The organism is Leptospira abararensis (assembly GCF_016918735.1).
In the GTDB taxonomy this organism is placed as follows: Bacteria; Spirochaetota; Leptospiria; order Leptospirales; family Leptospiraceae; genus Leptospira_A; species Leptospira_A abararensis.
Genome location: NZ_JAFFPR010000019.1, coordinates 20,831 through 40,040 on the forward strand (window position 1 = coordinate 20,831; position 19,210 = coordinate 40,040).

The window sequence follows — 19,210 nt, forward strand, 5'->3', positions numbered from 1 at the left end:
AAAGAGTCCATAATCTGACTCGTGGGTTTCCCTCTCATTATGTCCACCGGAGCTTACTTTTCTTCGGGAAACTGAGCGAATTTCTTTTCGATTCTACTCGTCGTATCCGGTTCTTTTTCGATCCTGGTTTTATACGAAAAAGGGAAACCTTCAGAAATTATATGATTAAAGTATCAGGTTTAAACAAACAATTCAACGGCAATGTTCTATTCGATGACTTACAATTCAGTGTGAACCGTGGCGAACGTGTGGGTCTTGTGGGGCGCAATGGACATGGAAAATCCACCATGGTCCAAATCATTTTAGGAAAAACGGAACCTGACTCAGGAAACATCACCATCCCTAAGGGATACCGTATCGGGCATTTGGAACAACATTTGGTTTTTACCAAACCCACAGTTTTGGAAGAATGTGCCCTCGGCCTTCCCGAAGGAGACGAATATGAAACTTGGAAGGTAGAGCGAATTTTATTCGGTCTTGGATTTTCGGAAAAAGATATGGAACGAAGTCCAGATGAATTTTCTGGTGGATACCAAATTCGGATGAACTTAGCCAAACTCCTTGTCTCAGCTCCGGACATGCTTATCTTAGATGAACCAAACAACTATTTGGATATTGTCACCATACGTTGGTTAGAGGAATTTTTGCGAGAGTGGGAAGGTGAAATTATTCTTATCACTCATGATAGAAGTTTTATGGACAGTGTGGTAACACATACTGTTGCCATTCATAGAACCAAAGCCATCAAGGTGCAAGGGGATACTGAAAAGTTATACACACAGATCAACCAAGCAGAAGAGATCTACGAAAAAACGAGATTAAATGAAGCCAAAAAACGCAAACAAGAAGAGATCTTTATTGCGAAGTTTAAGGCCAAAGCAAGTTTTGCAAGCCGTGCTCAGTCCCGCGTCAAAAGATTAGAGAAACAGGGGGAAATGAAAGCACTCGACAATATTGAAGATATGGAACTTTATTTCAACAGTGCTCCTTTCAATGCAAGTCAGATGTTGAGTGTGGATGAAGTTTCTTTTTCTTATAATGGCAAGGCACCTTTTCTATTTGAAAACTTTTCTATCAGTGTCGGTCCCGAAGACCGAATTTGTATAATCGGGAAAAACGGAAAAGGAAAGTCCACCTTGCTTAAGTTAATTGCTGGAGAACTAAGTCCAGTCACTGGTGAGGTTAAAAAACATCAGATTTTGAAGGAAGGGTATTTTGGCCAAACCAACAAACTGAACATGAACGAAAGTAATACGGTTGTACAGGAAATTATGAGTGCTGACCAAAACTGTTCCGAAGGGAAAGCTCGTAACATTGCTGGTGGACTTATGTTTTCCGAAGACCTTGCCTTAAAAAAAATCAAGGTTCTCTCCGGGGGAGAAAAGAGTCGGGTTTTACTTGGTAAAATTTTGGTCGCTCCTTGCCACTTGTTGTATCTGGATGAGCCTACAAACCACTTGGATATGCAGTCCTGTGACTCTCTCATTGAGGCTATTGATAACTTTGATGGTTCTGTCATCATGGTCACACACAACGAAATGCACTTGCGCGCTGTAGCCACAAAACTGATAGTATTCGATGATGACCGAGTTTTTGTTTATGACGGGGGTTATGACGACTTCCTCACAGACATTGGCTGGAAGGATGAAACCGTTTGAAATCTATCCTCACTCTAAAACAAGTTTCCAAGTCGTATGACAACGGATTCCAGGCCCTAAAAAATGTAAATTGGGAAGTAAAAGAGGGCGAAATTCACGCTCTCCTTGGCCCCAATGGAGCAGGAAAAACAACCCTGATCAATTTGATCTGTGGAATTGTATCACCAAGCACTGGTGAGGTGAATGTAGGTGGATTTGATATCATTAAAGATTTCAAAAAAACCAGATCCTTTATTGGCCTTGTTCCCCAGGAACTCAGTGTCCACGCCTTTGAAACCGTTTGGGCGAGTGTTTCCTTTACGAGAGGGCTCTATGGTAAACCTGCCAATCCAAAATACATCGAAGAAGTATTAAAATCCCTTTCTCTTTTTGACAAAAAAGACCAAAAGATTATGACCTTGTCAGGGGGTATGAAACGTCGAGTGTTAATCGCCAAAGCGTTGTCACACGAACCAAGTATACTCTTTTTAGATGAACCGAGTGCCGGCGTGGATGTGGAATTACGAAAGGATATGTGGAAGATTGTCGAATCTCTTAGAAAAAACGGTGTTACCATCATTCTTACCACACACTACATCGAAGAAGCGGAATCGATTGCCGATAGAATCTCTGTGATCAGAAAGGGTGAAATTTTCCTAACAGAAAACAAAGACCGGCTCATGAAACAACTCGGAACCAAACAACTCCGCATTGAACTAAAAAAACCTATAAAACTAATTCCCAAGTCCCTATCGAAGTATGAATTGGAACTTGTGGATCAAAATTCCGCCATTGTGTTTACTTATGACCGATCGGATGACAGCAGTTTGATTACCAAACTTCTGGATGATTTGAAAAAACTCAAAATCCAATTTAGTGATTTGAGTACAAAACAAAGTTCTCTTGAAGAAATCTTTGTTCAGTTGTTACAGGAGGCTGTATGAATTTTTACGCAATTAAGTCCATTTATAGGTTTGAAATGGCTAGAACCTTTCGCACCCTTTTACAAAGTATTGCCTCTCCTGTCCTTTCTACTTCTTTATACTTTATTGTATTTGGATCGGCCATCGGTTCAAGGATCCAGGAAATTGATGGAATCCATTATGGAAGTTTCATAGTTCCTGGTCTTGTGATGTTGTCTCTCCTCACAGAAAGTATCTCCAATGCTTCCTTTGGAATCTACTTCCCTAAGTTTAGTGGAACCATTTATGAAATTCTATCGGCACCAGTGACTATGTGGGAGGTGGTGATTGGGTATGTGGGAGCAGCGGCTACCAAGTCTCTTATGCTTGGAGTGCTAATGCTCATTACTGCATCCTTTTTTGTTCCGATTCGAATCGATCATCCCATCCTCATGGTTTTTTTCTTAGTATTAACCTGCATTAGTTTTAGTTTGTTTGGGTTTGTGATTGGAATTTGGGCGGATAGTTTTGAAAAATTGCAAATGATTCCTATGCTTATCATCACACCGCTGGTATTTTTGGGAGGAAGTTTTTATTCCATCCAAATGTTACCTCCCTTTTGGCAAAAATTGAGTATGTTTAACCCTGTATTGTATTTGGTCAGTGGGTTTCGTTATAGTTTTTTTGAAAGGGCCGATGTGGCACTTTCCGTGAGTATTTCAATGATTCTTGTATTTTTGACAGTTTGTTTGACTGCAACTTGGCTTATCTTTCGCACAGGATATAAAATCAAAAACTAAAGTTTTGAGCAAAAATCTAAAACAAATTCTATAGTGGAAATATTTATGACCTAAATATTTCCATTTCTAAGCTTTCGTAAATCTTCCACTAACCTCTGTATATCGCCCGTGCCTTTGGCTCGGTAGATTCCTCGCAAATACCGATCCTTATCAAATAAAAAAATATTTTCAGTATGAACAAATTCATATTTGCCTCGTTCGACAGAATACCCTTCCATCTCAGCTCCGCAAGTTTCTTTGGCAAAAGTTTCAATTTCCGATTCCTTCCCTGTATAAAAATGCCAATTTTGATTTTGGATTTTGTAAGTTTTCCGATAAGTTTGTAAAACAGGAACTGTATCTTCCTTCGCATTGATCGAAAGAGAGAGAATCTGTAGATCAGGAAATTCGCCAAGTTGTGGTTGGATTTGTATTAGATTTCTTGTGATGAGGGGACAAATTCCGCGACAAGTGGCGTAAAAGAATACCACCAAACTTTCTTTTGGTGCCCAGTTTTTGAGAGAAACTGGTTTTCCCGAATCTTCAATTAACAATAGAGAGTCAGGGATTTTTTTGAGATTTACATATGATTGGTGCGTATTCGTCCAAATTGGATCAAAGTCTTTTCCTGAAAAATAGGGAAGTTCTAAGGGATTGGGTTCGCTCAGAGAAGGTTTGCACTGGATTCCCAACAAACAGAAAAAAAAGAAAATGGGAAAGATGGAAAGAAAGACCAGTTTATTGCGGGACAAAAAATGATTTCTTCGGAAGTAAGTGGTCAACTGATCAATTCGAAACATATTAAATCCATTCATTTAGAATTTTCTTTTTCCTCAGGAATGGGTTCGCAGAGTTTACTTCCTGGGCGTCCAAAACTCTCCCCTGATTCCATAAACACATGGTTTAAATAAATTTGTCCACGGCGGTTCCATTTTTTAGAAACTTTTGGTTTCCCTGAGTCGTAAAATGTCTGATAGGTGGCCATCAGTCCATTGTCAAAGTAATCTGTATGTTCTCCAATGGGTTTTCCATTATCAAATTCTGATTTTTGTCTTAGGTTTCCATTTTCAAAATAACTGATTTGTTTTCCGTGTTTTTGTCCATAACGGATGGTACGTTCTTCTAAGACCGTTCCATCCATTTTTTTTGCCGTATAACGACCGTGAGGAACACCTTTGTAGTATTCGGTTTCATACACTTCAAATAGAGTGGGGTTTTTTTGTACAAAGATTCCGTTCAGTGGTTTTCCTTGGTAGAGAAGGAAGTGGTTGGAATCTTCGCTAAGGCCAGGATCTCCGGCTTCCACCCGAAGGGGAGAGCAGGAGACAAGAGTGATTGATAAAAGTAGAGAGAGGAGAACCTCTCTCACTTGTAGTTTGAAATTAATTGGAAATGGTCCCCGGGGTTCCATGGAAAAAGGAGCCAATGAGAGTGTTAGTTTGTGCTGTGGTATCGTTTGCGTAGTGGTAGTGATAGATTCCACCTGGGAAAAGAAGTGTTGGTGCAATGTGACCATGATTACCATCCAATCCAGGTCCAATAACTCCAGGAGTATCGTCATCTGCTGGGTTTGCTGTGTTATTATCACACTTCAATCCATAAACAGGAAATCCATCGAGTAGCACTCCAATCAAGTTTGCGTTATCTGTAGAAACATTGAGTGGTTGGGAATGGTGGTGGTACACGCCAGAAGTTTGCGGGTGACCGTTGAATGTATCAAAGGTGGACACTTCCGATGCCAAAACATCACCAGGAGCAGCAGCGTTGTTAAAGATAGCCAGTCCATTCACAGTGATCCCGACAGAAGCATACCCACTTTGGGTTCCCGTTTTAGCTCCCATCTTTTCGGCTGGAGCACTGGGGATGGAATACACAAAACACTGGGAGGCAATTTGGTTATTACCGGCAGGAGTTTTGCCCGCACCTAATGCCAGATACATGGGTGAAGAAGGCCCAAAGTAATAACTTTTATTATTTGGGATATTCTGTGCACGGAAAACATAGTTAGAACCGGAGACAGATCCCACGGCACATTTAAAGTTGTTTCGAATCCAAGCAGGAAGATCCGCCGACATAGAGGAAGTCATCCCCGTGATACAATCGGTACTTGCATTCAGAGTGGCAGTGGAGTTCACAACAGTGGTTCCTACGAAAGACGTATTGGCACAAGTGCGTGCAGAAGCAGCAGCAGCTAATAAGAGTAAGGTTTCTTCTTCAGAGTCTGATTTAGGTTTGCATTGGCTAAGTGAGGTAGCAAAAACAAGGAGTAGGAAAAAGGTTCGAATTTTTAATAATTCCATAGCCATAGCAACTTAGAATCATTCTTAGGTATGTCAAGAAATTCAAAATAGGGGAGAGTTAAAAATCCCCTAATCTTAGGAGAAGCACTAGGGGTTTTTAATAAATTTTTAAAAGTTCCACTTCAAAGATAAGTGTGGAGTCCGCAGGAATGTTTCCTACTTTTTTACTACCGTATCCGAGCTCTGGTGGAATGATGAGTTTGCGTTTTCCACCCACTCGCATTCCTTTGATGCCTTTGTCCCAACCCTTTACCACTTCCCCCGCACCTAAATTAAATTCAAAAGGACGATTGCGGTCGCGTGAACTATCAAACTTGGTACCGTTGGGGAGTTTGCCCACGTAGTGAACCGTCACATAGGAACCGGAAAAAGCTTCTTCCCCTTTTCCTACCACGAGATCAATGATTTGGAAGTCCTTTTCTGCTGATTGGATGGGGAATCCCAAAACCAGAAGGGAAAATAAGACAGTTCGGATGTAGATCTTCATACTTTAGTGAAAGCATCTGGGATTTGGATTTCTTTGCCAATGAAAAAAACTGTTCCAAAGACTGTCCCATTTTAGAGTAACCAAATGTTTCATGAGTTTATTTTCTATTGCCGGGAGCTTGAATCCTTCCTCTTCAGAAACCAAATCCAAGAATTCAAAGAAGGGGATCACGATAGTTTTTTTGCCGAAGAAATGCTTCGTTATATCCAAACCGAATCTTTAAAGATCCCGCAGTCAGAAAAACAAAAATATCCCAATTTAGCTTGGGATAAGATTGATAGTCTTTGGCAAAAGGATTTAGCAAGAGCCTATGACTACATCGACTTAAAGATGTTATACTATATCTGTGCTTATGAAATTCCGAAGATTACAAAAACAATTAAATTGGAAACCCGCTAAATTTACGCAGCAGACTTCCCATTATTTTTAATGATTTCAATATTTTCTTCAAAACGAACTTTTTCTGCATAGGTTCGTTTTCCAGAAAATTCAACCCCTACAAGTAAATCTCCCGAATCTTCCTTTTTTGCCCAAGCAATCTTGCCAAAAAAACGAAATGGGGTTTGTAATTTGAAAACCAATTCTAGTAAAATACCTTTTTGTTTAGGTAAAGTTTCGACCAAACTACTATTAGCAATTCTAAGTCTAAGTCCTGTTGTAGATAAATCCAATACAGGAAATTTTTCTACTGTTGTCATTAGATTGGCATCTTTGATCCTTTCGATCATTTCTGCAATTTGGGTATGATAAAAATTCAAATCTTCTTTGGTAATCACATTGTCTTTGGTTTGTAACCAGTAGTATCCAATGGGAATGATTTCTTCTAGTTCATTTGTATAAAGAATAGGAAGTATGAGCTCTGATTTTATTTTTTTGTCTTTGGCTGCTAATGCAATTTTATCAACATGATCTTCGATTTCATCTTCATAGTTGATGAAACCTTCTTCATCCAAACGATAACTATCAGCATTAGTGGCATCTTTGATGAAGAGTATTTTTTGTGTGGATTTTACAACATCAAACTTACGTTCCATCCCAGATTTAAAAATATCCATGGTCCCTGCTTCGCCGGACCGCGCCATCATTCGTTTGCGGTAGTCTTCGAAGTTCACTCGCACGAGGGTAGGAATATTAAACATATTAGCTTCAATGATTGTTTTTGAACTTACGATGTTGGTAACATTCACAAGTCCTTCCTCCGTAATGGAAAACCGAGGATTTAATCTTTCTTTTTTTGCGATGAGGACTTTGTCCACATGGAGCTGGATTTTTGTAGGTGAAATTTGTTTTACAAATGAACAATGAAGTTCTAAATACCGAGCCAAAAGTTTGGAAAGGGTGAAGGTGGAACCAGGACCAATCGGCCAAACTTCGGACCAATCGACTACTATCTCTTCGCCACCGGGTAATTCTTGTGAGACGGTCATGGTTTGGATTTGTCCATTCCAATTCGCCTTCATTTCTTGATTCATTAGGTAGTGTAATATCACATGGTGCTTTTGTTCTTTCCCTGTGATTTGATCCATTGGTCGCATAGTTAATTTCCGAGTTCCCTTTTATGAGACGGAAATAAATTTCCGTATCTAATGGAAAGTAAAGCTAATAGCGTCTCTTTGGCAAGAAAAACGAAAATTTAAAGTAGGAGTAGGTGTTTTTTTTCTGTTAACTCATAACAGAAACGAATCCATGAGAAATGATTTTGTAAGTGAGAATACTCGGGAAGGTACTGATATAAAAATGCTTCACAACGTTTCTCTCTTGCGAAATATTTTTTTTCCATGACGATGGTTAGATCCGTTAAAGTTTTTTCGTATGTGTCCGCATCCATATAGCCCTCTTGTAAGGCCTTTTTCAGGAACATACATTTTTCATTCCATTCACATGGGGAAAGTACTGAGATTGTTTCCAATTCTAACCAAAACTCTTTTAGTTCCTTTTCAAACTTAGGGACTTCCCTTTTTATGTTTTCACATTTATGGAAAAGAGTGCGGAGATGGCTTGTAGCATAACTATCGATTTCGGAGGTATTGTCTTCCCTTAGTGCATGGTAAATTTTCGGAAAGGAGAAGGTAAACATCGGTCCCACGTAAGGAGAAAGTAAATCCAATTGGTATAAACCTTTTGCATTCAATTGTAGGGAACCTTTGACTAAGGCTCCATTCACATCTATCTCCAAAGTTTTGATTCCAAGCATTCTAATATTCAATTGCGTACGTAGTGAAATTTATTGTATGGTCATGAATTTTTTTCCAAATTTCGAATAGGATACGAGGCAAACGAAACTTTACTTCGCGATTCCCCTAAATTTTAAATTCTCAACATTCATTTGAATAGTTTTTTGCAACCGAAAGCGGGCTGGAAGACTCTGACAATATGGTGCAGTCCCAATCTTCTAGTGAATCTCCAAACCAGCCCAAACTTCCTAAGGCCAAAGGCTCCAAAAGGGCTCTCCTGGTAGAAGGGGGAGGAATGAAAGGGGCATTTTCTGGTGGTGTTTTGTATGCTTGGAACCGTTTTTTACGCCCGAATTACTTTGATTTGGTGGTGGGAGTGTCTTCTGGTGCTTGTGCTGCCGCCTATTATGTATCTATGCCAAAAGAAGAACCTGTCAAAAGCGAAAAAGCATTGGCAGTATGGTACAGAGATTTGTCGGGAAGAAAGCTCATCTCTTTTTTTCACCCCTTCCAAGGCAAAACTTTACTCAATCAAGAATACTTAATTGATTTTATCTTTCGTAAAAAAGTACGTTTGGAATCAGAAACCTTGGATCGCAAGAATGTCCCTCATTTTGCGATTGCTGTGAGTAACCTACATACCCATTCCATTGAGTACATCAAGGCGACTTCTTCCAATGTTTTTGATCTTTTGAAAGCAGCCACCTCTTTACCCATTGCGACTCGTGGCAAACATTGGTTAAATGGTAAACTGTATTCTGATGCAGCCATTTTAAATCCTCTACCGATCCAAGACATTATTGAGGCTGGCTACAAAGAGATTGTTGTGATTATGAATTCGCCGATTCGCCATATTTCAGGTCCATTAACTCGACTCACAAGTTTACTTGCCTTCCCCAAACATAGAGCCATCCGTAGACTTATGCGTAAACTCCACCACTTTCATTTCAATATTGCAAGAGAGATTGTGGTGAAACCTCCGCGAGGAGTGAAGATCATCACTGTCGCGCCCGATGGGCCTTTACCAGTCAAACTTACTACAACGATTCGCACCAAACTTTATAAAACGGTGCTTCTTGGCGCAAAGAAAGGAGAAGAGGCTATGCAAAAAATTCTAAAACGGAAATCTAAAAAACAGAAGTAGAGTGCTTCTCTACTTTTCTGTTAGGTCACTAATAAAAAATCCGCCATAAGCTTTATTGAATGCATTTTTAAATTCACCACCGATATACCATTTTCCATTTCGATAGTAACTGGCATATCCAGTGCTCTCCAAATTGGGAACCCATGGTAATATTGAATTCGTTCTGCTGTCAAAGGCACTTAAATAATTCGTAGTAGTAGAACCATTGAGTCCTGTAAATGAACCAGCAACAACTACCTTCCCCTCTGGGGAAACTGCGATAGAGTTTACAAATCCATTCGCATAGATTGGGTTAGGCGATATGTAGGATTGATTGATGGTATCATAAATGGCGAAATTATTGAATGATCCTGCACCTATAGTCGTAAATATTCCTCCTAAATAAATTTTACCTTCAAAATAAGCTTGGGCAGATACGTCGCTATTGGGGTAACTTGAATTTGATGGGTAGTTTAAGGCTAATCCTGTGTTAGTATCAACGGCCCGGTAATTGCTTATGGTATTGTTTCCGTTTAGAGAATTGTATAAACCCCCAACAAAAACTGCATCATCTTGGATGAGAAGAGAAGTGGCACTATTAGGCCCTAAGTTGGGGTTCCAACCGGTAAGCGAAAAGTTCTCTGCATTGATAGAAGCAAGGGCATTTCGTGTTTGGCCACTCACTGTTGTCATTCCGATTCCACCAAAAAAAATTTGAGATTCGTTACTTGTGATAGTTCTAATTTCAATAGATCCCCCCGAAACACTTAGGTTTGTTGGATTTAAACTATAAGAAGGCAAATCTAAAATAGCAAAGGCGATTCTTGGTGTTTCGTTGACGTGTTCAAAACTCCCACCTACAAAAAGATGGTTGCCTTTTCGATGTAAGGTTTTGATTGGAAAATCAAAATTGGGAGTTCCTTCGATGGGAAAACCCGTGGATTCTTCAAATACAACAAAGTGTTTACGGAATTTTGTATTAATCGCTGTGTGATTGCTTGCAATAAGAAGTGAAGATCCAGACGATACAATGTCTCCTGCTGGAAAGTAAATCGAGGAATTCAAATTTGGATCCCAAATATTTAAACTACCACTTGGTAAATCATAACTGGCAGCGTAGTTTCTTTTTTGTCCTTGGGCCTCGGTAAATTCACCTAGGGCATAGAGTTTGTTTCCAATAATAGCTAACGTCCTAACGAAATTGTTTATCGCAAAAGAATTTTCTTTGACTCCACCTAATTGGTTGTCCACACCCACTAAATAATTCGCTTGCGTGGCTCCGATGGTTGTGAATTCTCCTCCCAAGTAAATTGTGTTTTCATATTGATGTATTTTGGAAACTTCTAAGTTCGGATTAGGTGCCCAAGATGTTTGGCTTCCATTTAAATAAAAGGAAATGGCCCTGCCTGTAAAAGGCCCAACCATATAAAGAACTGGGGTTCCCGTATGATCGGTTCCCAGATACAAATCATTCACCTGACCACCAATAGGTGCTTGGCCTGTAAATGAAGAATCTATAGCTCCTGTACTAGGTAATAACTTGACGAGCCCCCGTTTCGGTGTTGCCCCAATGTTTTGAAAATGTCCTCCGACATACAAAGCCGATCCATCAGAGACAATGTCAAAAACGGAATTATCAAATGTTCCAGTGATAAACTCTGTGTTGAGTTTTCCAGTAAAACGGTTGAGGGAGGCTATGTTGGATTGAGAGCCAGAATCCCAACCAGTAAACATTCCTCCTACATATAAATTGTCACCTAATAGTTGTAAAGCCGCAAGGTTCCTTGTCTGATCCTCTGCTGGATTGAAGTTTGGATCCACTTGGCATCCGGGTAAAATATGAGCTACTTGACTCAGTTTGATTCCTTGGACATGGGTGAAATCACCAGCAATATAAAAGCCACCAGAACCATCTGAGATGGCAACATTACTGAGTCCTTTTACTTTTAAATGAGGACAAAATCGATTGGGGACAACCGTCCCTGTCATGGGATCTACCATGGAAGCACTTCCCGTGGCGACACCGGTCATAGTAAAATCGCCTCCTACAATGATTTGGTCATTGTAACTAGTGATGCTATAAACTTTGGCAATAGTAGATCCGTATACCCCCCATTGGTCAAGGAAGGTGAAGGCAGGTAAACAGGAGGCAGAACGATCCCCAGTAGCAAAACGAATTAAGCTTGCGAGTAAATAAGAGTTGGAGCGGGTATCACAGGTATTTTCAAGATCTGCGGGCTTACAGTTGGAAAGAAAGGTAAATGATAAAGTGCAGATCCACAAAAAAGAAAGAACTCGGAACATGGATACAGAGTTTCGAATTCAACTTCCCTGTCGAGTTTTTTGAATGTTCGAAATCTCTACAATTCTAAGACAGATTAAATTTCCCAATTTGATTGTATTAATTTGAGATTGCGAATCGAAAAAACTTGTGGTAATGTAACGCCAGCTATATGATCATTCGTTTAAATAAGTGCTTACGAGACCACCGTTACTTTTTTTCAGAGCAACAGTAAAAGCTCCCCCGAGATAGTATCGTCCATTCTTATACAAAGATGTGTAAACTGTATCATTAATATAAGGATTCCATGGAGATACTGTGTTTGTATTTGCATTAAAGACCCCAAAGTAAGGTCTGTCTGTGGCACCATTCAGTCCATCAAAGGATCCTCCAATGAGAACATTCCCATCAAAAGAATGCGTGATATTACTGACGATGTTATTCGCAAACACGGGGTTAGGTTGTTCGTAAGATTGTGTCGTTAGATTATATACAGCAATATTATTGAATCCAGTAACACCAATCGTTGTGAATTGTCCGCCTAGAAAGATTTTTGTACCTGCTAAGGCCTGGGCGTAGACTCCGCTGCTTGGAAAACTGGTCGCAGAAGGGATACCTTTTTTTAGGCCAGTGATTTTATCCACTGCTTGGTAGCTCGTAGTGACTCCATCTCCATTGATTCCAGTATATAGACCTCCTAAGAATACCAGATCTGCAACCGAAAGAAAACTCTCTCCAGTTCCATTGAGATTGGGATTCCATCCGCTGACTGAAAGATCACTTAAGTTGAGAGCAAAGGCACCGTTTCTCGGTAAGGCATTCACGTTGGCCAAACTATTCCCTCCTACATAAAGTTGGGATTCGTCACTCGTTATGGTTCGTATATCTGGGGAACCAGATAAGGTGATATTGACCGGACTTACCTGATAGGATGGCAAATCTAAAATGGCAAATGCATTTCGTGGTTGGCCTCCGACGTTCGTGAAAGACCCTCCTGCAAACAGGCGATTTCCCACTCGATGGAGAGACTTAATGGTAAAATCAAAGTTAGGTGTTCCTTCGATTGGGGCCCCTGTCACTTCATCAAGGACTGCAAAATTATTTCTGGGAACTACATTCACCGTGGAACGACTGGATGTGAGAAGGACCACCCCATTTCCTGCGGAAACAATTCCAGAACCGGGATTACTGATACTGGCATCATACGACGGATCAAATGCTGTGACCGATTCATTTGGCAGAGAAAGCGCTGCTGCATAGTTTCTCGGAATTGATTTAATTGAGGTAAAACTTCCGGTTAAGTATAAAGTATTATCTATGGTTTGTAAGGTTGCCACAGACCCATTGACATCGTAATTTGTGGATATGAGGCTACCTAAATCATTGTTTACAGAAACTAAGTAACTGGCAGCTGTTGAACCATTGATTAAAGTAAAATCCCCACCTAAATAAATAGTATTATTATACTGCTGGATGGAATTGACTTTCTGGTTGGGGTTCGGATTCCAAAAAGTCGCTGTGCCATCCGGGTAAAAGGACATTGCATAGTTGGACGCTGCGAGAAAATCTCCCACCATATAGATGTTAGGGCTTCCGCTGGCATCGGTTCCGTAATGTAAATCGAGGCAAGTTCCTGAAGTAATGGTTGGATTGAAAGAAGGTATGACAAGACCTGTAGAGAGAGAAAATTTAGCTAATGCTCTCTTCGCAATACCTCCAATATTTTGAAATTCCCCGCAAACATAAAGAGAGTCTCCATCAGTTTCCAAATCGGATACTAGGCTATCTGGATTTGGCGTAAACGAAGTGTCCAAGGCACCAGTATAACGATTGTGACGGACGAAATACCCACTATTATCACTTGTATTATATCCGCCCACATAGAGAGAATCTCCCGCAACTAATAAGGTATAAATATTGATAGAATTATTTTTGGGACCATTGAAGTTCCGATCCAATACGCAACCCGGTAGGATATGCGCCACGCTAGATCTTTCTTCTCCTTGGACCGCATAAAATTCACCACCAATGTAAAACCCACCATATCCATCCGAGATGGCAATTCCAGTGGTTCCCACAACTTTTAAGTAAGGGCAGTAACGATTGGGGATAACCTTTCCATTCCCTGTTTCTAAATAGACAACATTTCCTGTGGAGGGGCCAACATATTTGAAATCCCCACCGATGATGATTTGGTTTTCGTAACTCGCGATCGAATAAACAGTAGTAATACCTGAGTTCGGAAAAAACACTCCCCAAAGATCTTGGAAGGCAAAGGAAGGAAGGCAAGAGGGGGATCTGTCGCCTGTGACATATCTTATGAATGTCGCATATAAAAAAGCATCTGATTTCGCATCGCAGGTATTGGAAAGTTCTGCCGGTTTGCAGCCGAAAAATATCCCCACTGACAATGAATAAATTATAAAAGTCTTACTTAATAAATTCATAACTTGATAGTTTACTTCTTTTATTTATTTTGTCTACTCGTTTGAAATTAATTTCCCAGAATCAGGAGTAAGTCTAAAGGGTGATGGTTTGGATTTCCCTAATGTTAGTCGGAACGGGATTTCTCCTCCTTTGGATTTGGACACACAGTCCAAGAAATAAAGGGTCTATACCGTTTGTACGCAAGAGAAGAAATCCCGCTTTTGAAAAAAATACAATTGTTATGGAATCCACGAAACGGGAAATTTCCGTTCTATTCGGTGCAGGTTCCTCTCGGTTAGAAAAAGAATCGATGGATTTGTTACGATCTCATTGTACTCCCGAAATTTTATCCCAAATTGGATATTTTACTTTGATTGGTTCAGCGGACGCATCGGGTCATTTATCAAAAAATCGACGTTTAGTGAAAGAGAGAGTTCGCATAGTCGAAAGTTATTTGGTGTCTCTTGGAATTTCCAAAGATAAGATTCGGAAATTTTTTTTAGACCCAAGTTATGGCGGAAGTCCAGAATTACGAAAGAGGTTACGATCCGTCACCATCCATTACGCAATAGAAACATAGAGATGACATATCTGATTAGATTTTTACTTTTGAATAAAACACTATGATTCGAACCGATATCCAAATTCGATTTAATGACATGGACCCTATGCGTAGAGTCAATAACGCAAGTTACTCGGCCTACTTAGAATTAGCAAGATTGGATTTTTGCAATCGTTATCTATCCGTTTCAGAATTAGATGACATTCCTTTTGTTTTGGCTCGCGTGGAAATGGATTTAAAAGCATCGGTTCTTCCTGGAGCTTCCATTTATGTAGAGACATGGGTTTCGTCCATTGGCACTACTTCTTGGGAATTTTCGTATGAGATTCGAGATAAAAAAACTAACATTCTCTATGTTTCAGCAAAGACTATACAAGTTTACTTCGATTACCGAGCCAGATCTAAAAAACCCATCCCGTTAGAATTTTTAAAATCTTTAGAACTGGAACGTATGTAATTTAGAACAACTCTCTGGAATCAAAATGTTTCCATTCCCAATGGTAAGCAGATTTGTCTCCATATTGGATGCATTCCGAAAGCCAGTTGGATTCTTTGTCTGGGTTTAGAAGGGAAAAGGTTTCCGATACCGAACGAATGAGTTCCCCATATTCAGGAAGGATTTCCGGTAGGAGTGGATCCGTGTTTCGTTCGAGAAGTCTCACGACCGATTGGAGTAGGGCAAAGTAAATTCCTTTGCGCAATAATTCTGGAATTCCTTTTGGAAGAGTCACCAATGCTTCTATTTGTGGAAATAGGGAGACTAGTTTTGGGATGTGCACAGACAAATGGCTTGGCAACTTAGATTGGATTTCCGTAAGATAGACTTCATTCTTATTTTCACCCATGACAAATCCAATTTATCAGATTCGTTCCCAGATTAAAACCATTTGTGTAGCCGAAGGTTTTTCTTTGGTGGGATTTGCGGAGGCAAAGATCCCAAATTCTGATCTAGAACATCTGGATGAGTGGATTCGGGAGAACCGGTTTGGGAATATGGCTTGGTTTGCCAAAGATCATGCAGTCGAGATTCGGAATCGTTTTGAAAATTTGGGCCTTGTTCCAAAGTCCGTGGTTTGTCTTGCATTTGTTTATCGGTCAAGTCAGGGAGAGGAAGTGGTTTCCCAAATGGAATCAAAAGTTTCTCGTTATGCGTTAGGTTCTGATTACCATATTGTTTTAAAAGAAAAAGGCAATCGGATTCTAAAAACCCTTCGCACTGAGTTCCCCGGTCATAAATTTCGTCAATCCATCGATAGTTTGCCCATCGCAGAAAAAATTTTAACAAGAGAGTCCGGGATTGTTTGGCAGGGAAAAAATACCAATCTCATCCATCCAACCCTTGGGTCTTATTTTTTTCTTTCAACCATCCTAACTGACTTAGAGTTAGGTGGGCCAGATCCTGAAGAAATTGTCACAGACCACTGTGGGAGTTGTCGTAAATGTCTAGATGTTTGTCCGACAGGTGCTCTTGAAGAATATAAAATTGATGCCAGAAAATGTATCTCATACATTACCATCGAAGATCGAGAAAAAACCGAGGCCACGGATTCTTTTTTAGAATGGGATCGCAAGGGTTGGGTGTATGGATGTGACCTCTGCCAAGAAGTTTGTCCTTGGAATGCCAATGTCGCCAAACGGAATCTCGTGGAAACCACAGAACCTGGATTTTTGCCACGTCAATTTTGGACAGATCACGATTTTACATCTAAAGAATTACTCACCGAACAAGAATTTGGTGAATATTTCAAAGACTCACCAATCGAAAGGATTGGTGTCAAAATTTGGAATCGGAATTTAAAAAAATAGAGAAGTCGGAATCGTAAACCTGCGGAATTTGCAACTTTGGAAGACATAATGTCGGAAATCTTAATTATTTCGATAAACTGGGTAAAAAGAATAAATTGGGTATTTAATTGGGTAACATGATTGTCGGTTTAGACCGAGGAACAGTATTTTAGATTATCTGCAGAAAAATGAAAACCCTAAAAAAGTTAAAAAATGAGCTAACTAGTATACCTATCGCAACTTCTTGGTATTTATCAGCACTAGACGAGTTTAAAGGAAAACAAGAACTTTATAACAAACAATCTCCACAAAAATTAAAACATTTAGAGGAACATGCATTAATTGAAAGTTCCATTTCTTCAAATCGAATGGAAGGAGTAAACGTTGCTCAAACTCGGATAGAAACTGTAATTTTCGGAAATTCATTATTAAAAGATAGAAACGAAGAAGAAATTAGAGGATATCAACAAGCCTTACGTTGGATCCACGAGTCCCATCATAAAATTGATATTAATTTAAAAACTATCTTAAAACTGCATAAGTTAAGTAGGGGTGAAATTTGGGATGCAGGAAAATTGAAAGAAAAACAAATAGATATCACTGAAATATTGCCCAGTGGGAAATCAAGAATTCGTTTTAGTCCTCCTAGTCCCAAAGAAAGCAAAAAATTTTTAGAAGAAGCAATTAATTTATTGGATGAACAAAACGACAGGTTCCTTTAGCGTTTCAGAAATAAAATATCAACTTCCCGGTATAAGTATAGATTTAATACGTAAGTTGTTAAAAGAACTCCAGAGCGAAAAAAAAGTGAAGAGTTTAGGTCGTGGAAGAAATGCAAAATGGGAAAAAATTTAGTTTTCGCTGAAACTCTGCCTTTCCATCTAATCCTGCTCTGGCATTTACGAACTAAACTTTTCCGATAGAATCTCTGTCGCTAGCTTCGGATCTTTTGCCGAACAAATGGCACTCACCACCGCAAGGGAATCCGCTCCCGCAGTGATAATTGCTTTCGCATTGGATTCATGAATCCCACCTATGGCAACGATAGGAATGGTAGTTTGGGATCGTAACCATTCCACTCCGCCAAGACCCCAAGCAGGTTTGGTATTGGTTTTGGTTTCAGTATCGAATACAGGAGATACAGCAAGATAATCTAAGTTTGGTTTTGGATCAGTTTGAATCAGAGAATGGTAGTCATCTTTTGTTTCTAAAGAGAGACCGATGATGGCATCTCTTCCTAAAATCCTACGAGCGTCCATCCAAGGAAGGTCAGATTGTCCGAGATGGACACCATCGGCTCCGGCTGCTAAACAAATATCTAAACGGTCATTGATGAGAAGGGGAATCTGAAAAGGACTTAGGATTTCTTTTAAGTGTTTGGCGAGTTCGAGAAATTGTCGGCTGTCTGTTTCTTTTTCTCGGAGTTGGACAAATTTCACTCCCCCGAGTGCGGAAAGTCGCACTACCTCTTCCAAGCTATGCATTCGGCAAAGGGGTCTATCTGTTACCAAATAAACCCCGTGGATTTTATTCCCCATTAAACTTCTGTTTGATGGTATCTGCGGTGATTTCGTAAAGGGCGTCGATAAATGCCACTTGGAAACTTCCAGGAGAGGATGTTTTGGATTTTGCCATCTCTCCGGCAATTCCCATCACTGCCATAGCGGAAGTCGCAGCACGAAATTGGTTGGCTTGTACAGCAGCAAAGGCACCACAAATGGCAGAAGCGGTACAACCAAGACCAGTTACCTTAGTCATAAGAGGGTCCCCGTTTCTCACTTGGGCCTTGTCTGTTCCGCTGAGGATATAATCGGTGGCACCTGAAATCACTACAACTCCCCCGGTGACTTTAGATAAAGACTTTCCACAATCCACTGCTGATTCAGAAGAATCTGTTGCATCCACACCTTTGGTTTTTCCTGAAGAGTTGAGTGTAGAAAGAATTTCTGAGGCATTTCCGCGGATGATGCTCGGACTACCTGCTCCTAAGATACGTCGAATCGCCATATTACGCAGGTTACTCGCTCCAGCACCCACAGGATCTAAAATCAAAGGTTTCCCAATGGAGACTGCTTTTGTTGCAGCCTTTTCCATACTTTGGATCCAAGGTTCGGAAAGAGTTCCAATGTTGATGACAGTTGCCGAACAGATTGTAACCATCTCTTCGACTTCTTCAATGGCATGAGCCATAATCGGAGAGGCACCAATGGCAAGAAGCGCATTGGCAGTGTTATTCATCACTACATAGTTTGTAATATTGTGAACGAGAGGGGACTTAGAACGTAAAGATTCTAAATCGTCAATAGTGTTTTGGATGATTGATTGAGACATGCGGAGGTTTCCTAGGAAAACCTAGGCAATCTTCGTCAGGGCGTCTTCTACTTTTTTGATTAAATCAGATTCAGACCAAGGTTTGTTTAAAAAACTATGTAAGTCTACTTCCCCTCTCAATTGATTGAGTGAAAGCTCATCGATATGACCAGAAATAATTATTTTCTTAATTCCTGGATAGGTTTTGTGGACATCCCTAAGGAACTCATCTCCTCTTTGGTTTGGCATCAACCAATCAGAGATGATGATGAGAATGTTGATTCCTTCTTCCGCCAATTCTTCAATGATAGACCACGCCTCTTCTGTATTTTGGGCGGTTTCATAACGATACTCGTTCCCAAAATGTTTTTTGAGCTGAGACTTCAGACTCATCAGAATGATTTGTTCGTCATCAACGAAGAGGATGGCTTTATTCATAGGGG

At 40.1% G+C, this 19,210-nt stretch carries 21 protein-coding genes; 9 read left to right on the forward strand and 12 right to left on the reverse strand.

Translation table 11 applies throughout. The annotated features are described in order from the left end of the window. The first annotated feature begins 161 nt into the window (after positions 1 to 161). The 3 genes from JWG40_RS05825 to JWG40_RS05835 are packed head-to-tail and all read left to right on the forward strand — an operon-like array spanning position 162 to position 3,339. Positions 162 to 1,658, forward strand: coding sequence for an ABC-F family ATP-binding cassette domain-containing protein (locus tag JWG40_RS05825; RefSeq protein WP_205284917.1), 1,497 nt, complete (start codon positions 162 to 164; stop codon positions 1,656 to 1,658). Next, on the forward strand, positions 1,655 to 2,581 hold the full coding sequence (locus JWG40_RS05830; protein ID WP_205284918.1) for an ABC transporter ATP-binding protein: 927 nt from the start codon (positions 1,655 to 1,657) through the stop codon (positions 2,579 to 2,581). Before JWG40_RS05825 ends, JWG40_RS05830 begins: the two co-directional genes overlap by 4 nt. After that, entirely contained in the window at positions 2,578 to 3,339 is a 762-nt protein-coding gene (locus JWG40_RS05835; protein ID WP_205284919.1) for an ABC transporter permease, read from the forward strand. Before JWG40_RS05830 ends, JWG40_RS05835 begins: the two co-directional genes overlap by 4 nt. A gap of 50 nt (positions 3,340 to 3,389) precedes the next feature. Here JWG40_RS05835 and JWG40_RS05840 read toward each other — a convergent pair whose 3' ends face one another. From JWG40_RS05840 to JWG40_RS05855, 4 genes are all read right to left on the reverse strand, one after another. Next, on the reverse strand, positions 3,390 to 4,133 hold the full coding sequence (locus JWG40_RS05840) for an SCO family protein (RefSeq protein WP_232369206.1): 744 nt from the start codon (positions 4,131 to 4,133) through the stop codon (positions 3,390 to 3,392). Next, positions 4,130 to 4,729, reverse strand: a complete 600-nt coding sequence (locus JWG40_RS05845) for a toxin-antitoxin system YwqK family antitoxin (protein ID WP_232369207.1) — start codon at positions 4,727 to 4,729, stop codon at positions 4,130 to 4,132. Before JWG40_RS05845 ends, JWG40_RS05840 begins: the two co-directional genes overlap by 4 nt. Next, on the reverse strand, positions 4,701 to 5,618 hold the full coding sequence (locus JWG40_RS05850) for a YHYH protein (RefSeq protein WP_205284920.1): 918 nt from the start codon (positions 5,616 to 5,618) through the stop codon (positions 4,701 to 4,703). Before JWG40_RS05850 ends, JWG40_RS05845 begins: the two co-directional genes overlap by 29 nt. Before the next feature lie 97 nt (positions 5,619 to 5,715). Further along, positions 5,716 to 6,105, reverse strand: coding sequence for an FKBP-type peptidyl-prolyl cis-trans isomerase (locus JWG40_RS05855; RefSeq protein WP_205284921.1), 390 nt, complete (start codon positions 6,103 to 6,105; stop codon positions 5,716 to 5,718). Positions 6,106 to 6,189: 84 nt separating this feature from the next. On the opposite strand from JWG40_RS05855, the gene JWG40_RS05860 reads away from it, so the two are divergent. Further along, the gene (locus JWG40_RS05860; protein ID WP_205284922.1) at positions 6,190 to 6,504 is read left to right on the forward strand and encodes a ribonuclease HepT family protein; all 315 of its coding nucleotides are present in this window, start codon (positions 6,190 to 6,192) and stop codon (positions 6,502 to 6,504) included. Between the two features lie 2 nt (positions 6,505 to 6,506). On the opposite strand, the gene JWG40_RS05865 is transcribed toward JWG40_RS05860, so the two are convergent. Together JWG40_RS05865 and JWG40_RS05870 are read right to left on the reverse strand one after the other, a co-directional pair. After that, positions 6,507 to 7,631: a DUF1577 domain-containing protein gene (locus JWG40_RS05865; protein WP_232369208.1), complete on the reverse strand. Its 1,125-nt coding sequence runs from the start codon at positions 7,629 to 7,631 to the stop codon at positions 6,507 to 6,509. A 107-nt stretch (positions 7,632 to 7,738) separates the two neighbouring features. After that, positions 7,739 to 8,299: a hypothetical protein gene (locus tag JWG40_RS05870; RefSeq protein WP_205284924.1), complete on the reverse strand. Its 561-nt coding sequence runs from the start codon at positions 8,297 to 8,299 to the stop codon at positions 7,739 to 7,741. 179 nt (positions 8,300 to 8,478) lie between these two features. Here JWG40_RS05870 and JWG40_RS05875 point away from each other — a divergent pair, with 179 nt between their 5' ends. Then, positions 8,479 to 9,423, forward strand: coding sequence for a patatin-like phospholipase family protein (locus JWG40_RS05875; protein WP_205284925.1), 945 nt, complete (start codon positions 8,479 to 8,481; stop codon positions 9,421 to 9,423). Positions 9,424 to 9,432: 9 nt separating this feature from the next. On the opposite strand, the gene JWG40_RS05880 is transcribed toward JWG40_RS05875, so the two are convergent. Next, complete coding sequence (locus JWG40_RS05880; RefSeq protein WP_205284926.1) at positions 9,433 to 11,706, reverse strand: Kelch repeat-containing protein; 2,274 nt, start codon at positions 11,704 to 11,706, stop codon at positions 9,433 to 9,435. 153 nt (positions 11,707 to 11,859) lie between these two features. Then, entirely contained in the window at positions 11,860 to 14,130 is a 2,271-nt protein-coding gene (locus JWG40_RS05885; protein ID WP_205284927.1) for a hypothetical protein, read from the reverse strand. Between the two features lie 221 nt (positions 14,131 to 14,351). On the opposite strand from JWG40_RS05885, the gene JWG40_RS05890 reads away from it, so the two are divergent. Together JWG40_RS05890 and JWG40_RS05895 are read left to right on the forward strand one after the other, a co-directional pair. Continuing rightward, positions 14,352 to 14,690, forward strand: a complete 339-nt coding sequence (locus tag JWG40_RS05890; protein ID WP_232369209.1) for an OmpA family protein — start codon at positions 14,352 to 14,354, stop codon at positions 14,688 to 14,690. Positions 14,691 to 14,733: 43 nt separating this feature from the next. Then, on the forward strand, positions 14,734 to 15,129 hold the full coding sequence (locus JWG40_RS05895) for an acyl-CoA thioesterase (RefSeq protein ID WP_205284928.1): 396 nt from the start codon (positions 14,734 to 14,736) through the stop codon (positions 15,127 to 15,129). A gap of 1 nt (position 15,130) precedes the next feature. Here the strand turns inward: JWG40_RS05895 and JWG40_RS05900 are convergent, their stop codons facing one another. Further along, the gene (locus tag JWG40_RS05900; RefSeq protein WP_205284929.1) at positions 15,131 to 15,517 is read right to left on the reverse strand and encodes an LIC_11502 family protein; all 387 of its coding nucleotides are present in this window, start codon (positions 15,515 to 15,517) and stop codon (positions 15,131 to 15,133) included. Here JWG40_RS05900 and queG point away from each other — a divergent pair. Then, positions 15,516 to 16,478, forward strand: coding sequence for a tRNA epoxyqueuosine(34) reductase QueG (queG, locus tag JWG40_RS05905; RefSeq protein ID WP_205284930.1), 963 nt, complete (start codon positions 15,516 to 15,518; stop codon positions 16,476 to 16,478). The genes JWG40_RS05900 and queG overlap by 2 nt on opposite strands. Positions 16,479 to 16,645: 167 nt before the next feature. Next, positions 16,646 to 17,179 (forward strand): Fic family protein, encoded by a 534-nt coding sequence (locus JWG40_RS05910; protein WP_205284931.1) that lies wholly within the window; start codon positions 16,646 to 16,648, stop codon positions 17,177 to 17,179. 177 nt (positions 17,180 to 17,356) lie between these two features. Here JWG40_RS05910 and thiE read toward each other — a convergent pair whose 3' ends face one another. Genes thiE through JWG40_RS05925 form a run of 3 tightly spaced genes read right to left on the reverse strand, consistent with a single transcriptional unit; the run spans position 17,357 to position 19,205 of the window. Beyond that, the gene (gene thiE, locus JWG40_RS05915) at positions 17,357 to 17,995 is read right to left on the reverse strand and encodes a thiamine phosphate synthase (protein WP_205284932.1); all 639 of its coding nucleotides are present in this window, start codon (positions 17,993 to 17,995) and stop codon (positions 17,357 to 17,359) included. After that, on the reverse strand, positions 17,985 to 18,788 hold the full coding sequence (gene thiM / locus JWG40_RS05920) for a hydroxyethylthiazole kinase (protein WP_205284933.1): 804 nt from the start codon (positions 18,786 to 18,788) through the stop codon (positions 17,985 to 17,987). Before thiM ends, thiE begins: the two co-directional genes overlap by 11 nt. 21 nt (positions 18,789 to 18,809) lie before the next feature. Then, the gene (locus tag JWG40_RS05925) at positions 18,810 to 19,205 is read right to left on the reverse strand and encodes a response regulator (protein WP_205284934.1); all 396 of its coding nucleotides are present in this window, start codon (positions 19,203 to 19,205) and stop codon (positions 18,810 to 18,812) included. Positions 19,206 to 19,210 lie beyond the last annotated feature (5 nt).

Coding starts and splice junctions, on each gene's coding strand:
- JWG40_RS05880 (WP_205284926.1), bottom strand. CDS start 11,706: ATGTTCCGAGTTCTTTCTTTTTTGTGGATCTGCACTTTATCATTTACC.
- JWG40_RS05835 (WP_205284919.1), top strand. CDS start 2,578: ATGAATTTTTACGCAATTAAGTCCATTTATAGGTTTGAAATGGCTAGA.
- JWG40_RS05900 (WP_205284929.1), bottom strand. CDS start 15,517: ATGGGTGAAAATAAGAATGAAGTCTATCTTACGGAAATCCAATCTAAG.
- thiM (WP_205284933.1), bottom strand. CDS start 18,788: ATGTCTCAATCAATCATCCAAAACACTATTGACGATTTAGAATCTTTA.
- JWG40_RS05890 (WP_232369209.1), top strand. CDS start 14,352: ATGGAATCCACGAAACGGGAAATTTCCGTTCTATTCGGTGCAGGTTCC.
- JWG40_RS05885 (WP_205284927.1), bottom strand. CDS start 14,130: ATGAATTTATTAAGTAAGACTTTTATAATTTATTCATTGTCAGTGGGG.
- JWG40_RS05870 (WP_205284924.1), bottom strand. CDS start 8,299: ATGCTTGGAATCAAAACTTTGGAGATAGATGTGAATGGAGCCTTAGTC.
- thiE (WP_205284932.1), bottom strand. CDS start 17,995: ATGGGGAATAAAATCCACGGGGTTTATTTGGTAACAGATAGACCCCTT.
- JWG40_RS05850 (WP_205284920.1), bottom strand. CDS start 5,618: ATGGAATTATTAAAAATTCGAACCTTTTTCCTACTCCTTGTTTTTGCT.
- JWG40_RS05925 (WP_205284934.1), bottom strand. CDS start 19,205: ATGAATAAAGCCATCCTCTTCGTTGATGACGAACAAATCATTCTGATG.
- JWG40_RS05825 (WP_205284917.1), top strand. CDS start 162: ATGATTAAAGTATCAGGTTTAAACAAACAATTCAACGGCAATGTTCTA.
- queG (WP_205284930.1), top strand. CDS start 15,516: ATGACAAATCCAATTTATCAGATTCGTTCCCAGATTAAAACCATTTGT.
- JWG40_RS05910 (WP_205284931.1), top strand. CDS start 16,646: ATGAAAACCCTAAAAAAGTTAAAAAATGAGCTAACTAGTATACCTATC.
- JWG40_RS05875 (WP_205284925.1), top strand. CDS start 8,479: ATGGTGCAGTCCCAATCTTCTAGTGAATCTCCAAACCAGCCCAAACTT.
- JWG40_RS05855 (WP_205284921.1), bottom strand. CDS start 6,105: ATGAAGATCTACATCCGAACTGTCTTATTTTCCCTTCTGGTTTTGGGA.
- JWG40_RS05845 (WP_232369207.1), bottom strand. CDS start 4,729: ATGGAACCCCGGGGACCATTTCCAATTAATTTCAAACTACAAGTGAGA.
- JWG40_RS05840 (WP_232369206.1), bottom strand. CDS start 4,133: ATGAATGGATTTAATATGTTTCGAATTGATCAGTTGACCACTTACTTC.
- JWG40_RS05865 (WP_232369208.1), bottom strand. CDS start 7,631: ATGGATCAAATCACAGGGAAAGAACAAAAGCACCATGTGATATTACAC.
- JWG40_RS05860 (WP_205284922.1), top strand. CDS start 6,190: ATGTTTCATGAGTTTATTTTCTATTGCCGGGAGCTTGAATCCTTCCTC.
- JWG40_RS05895 (WP_205284928.1), top strand. CDS start 14,734: ATGATTCGAACCGATATCCAAATTCGATTTAATGACATGGACCCTATG.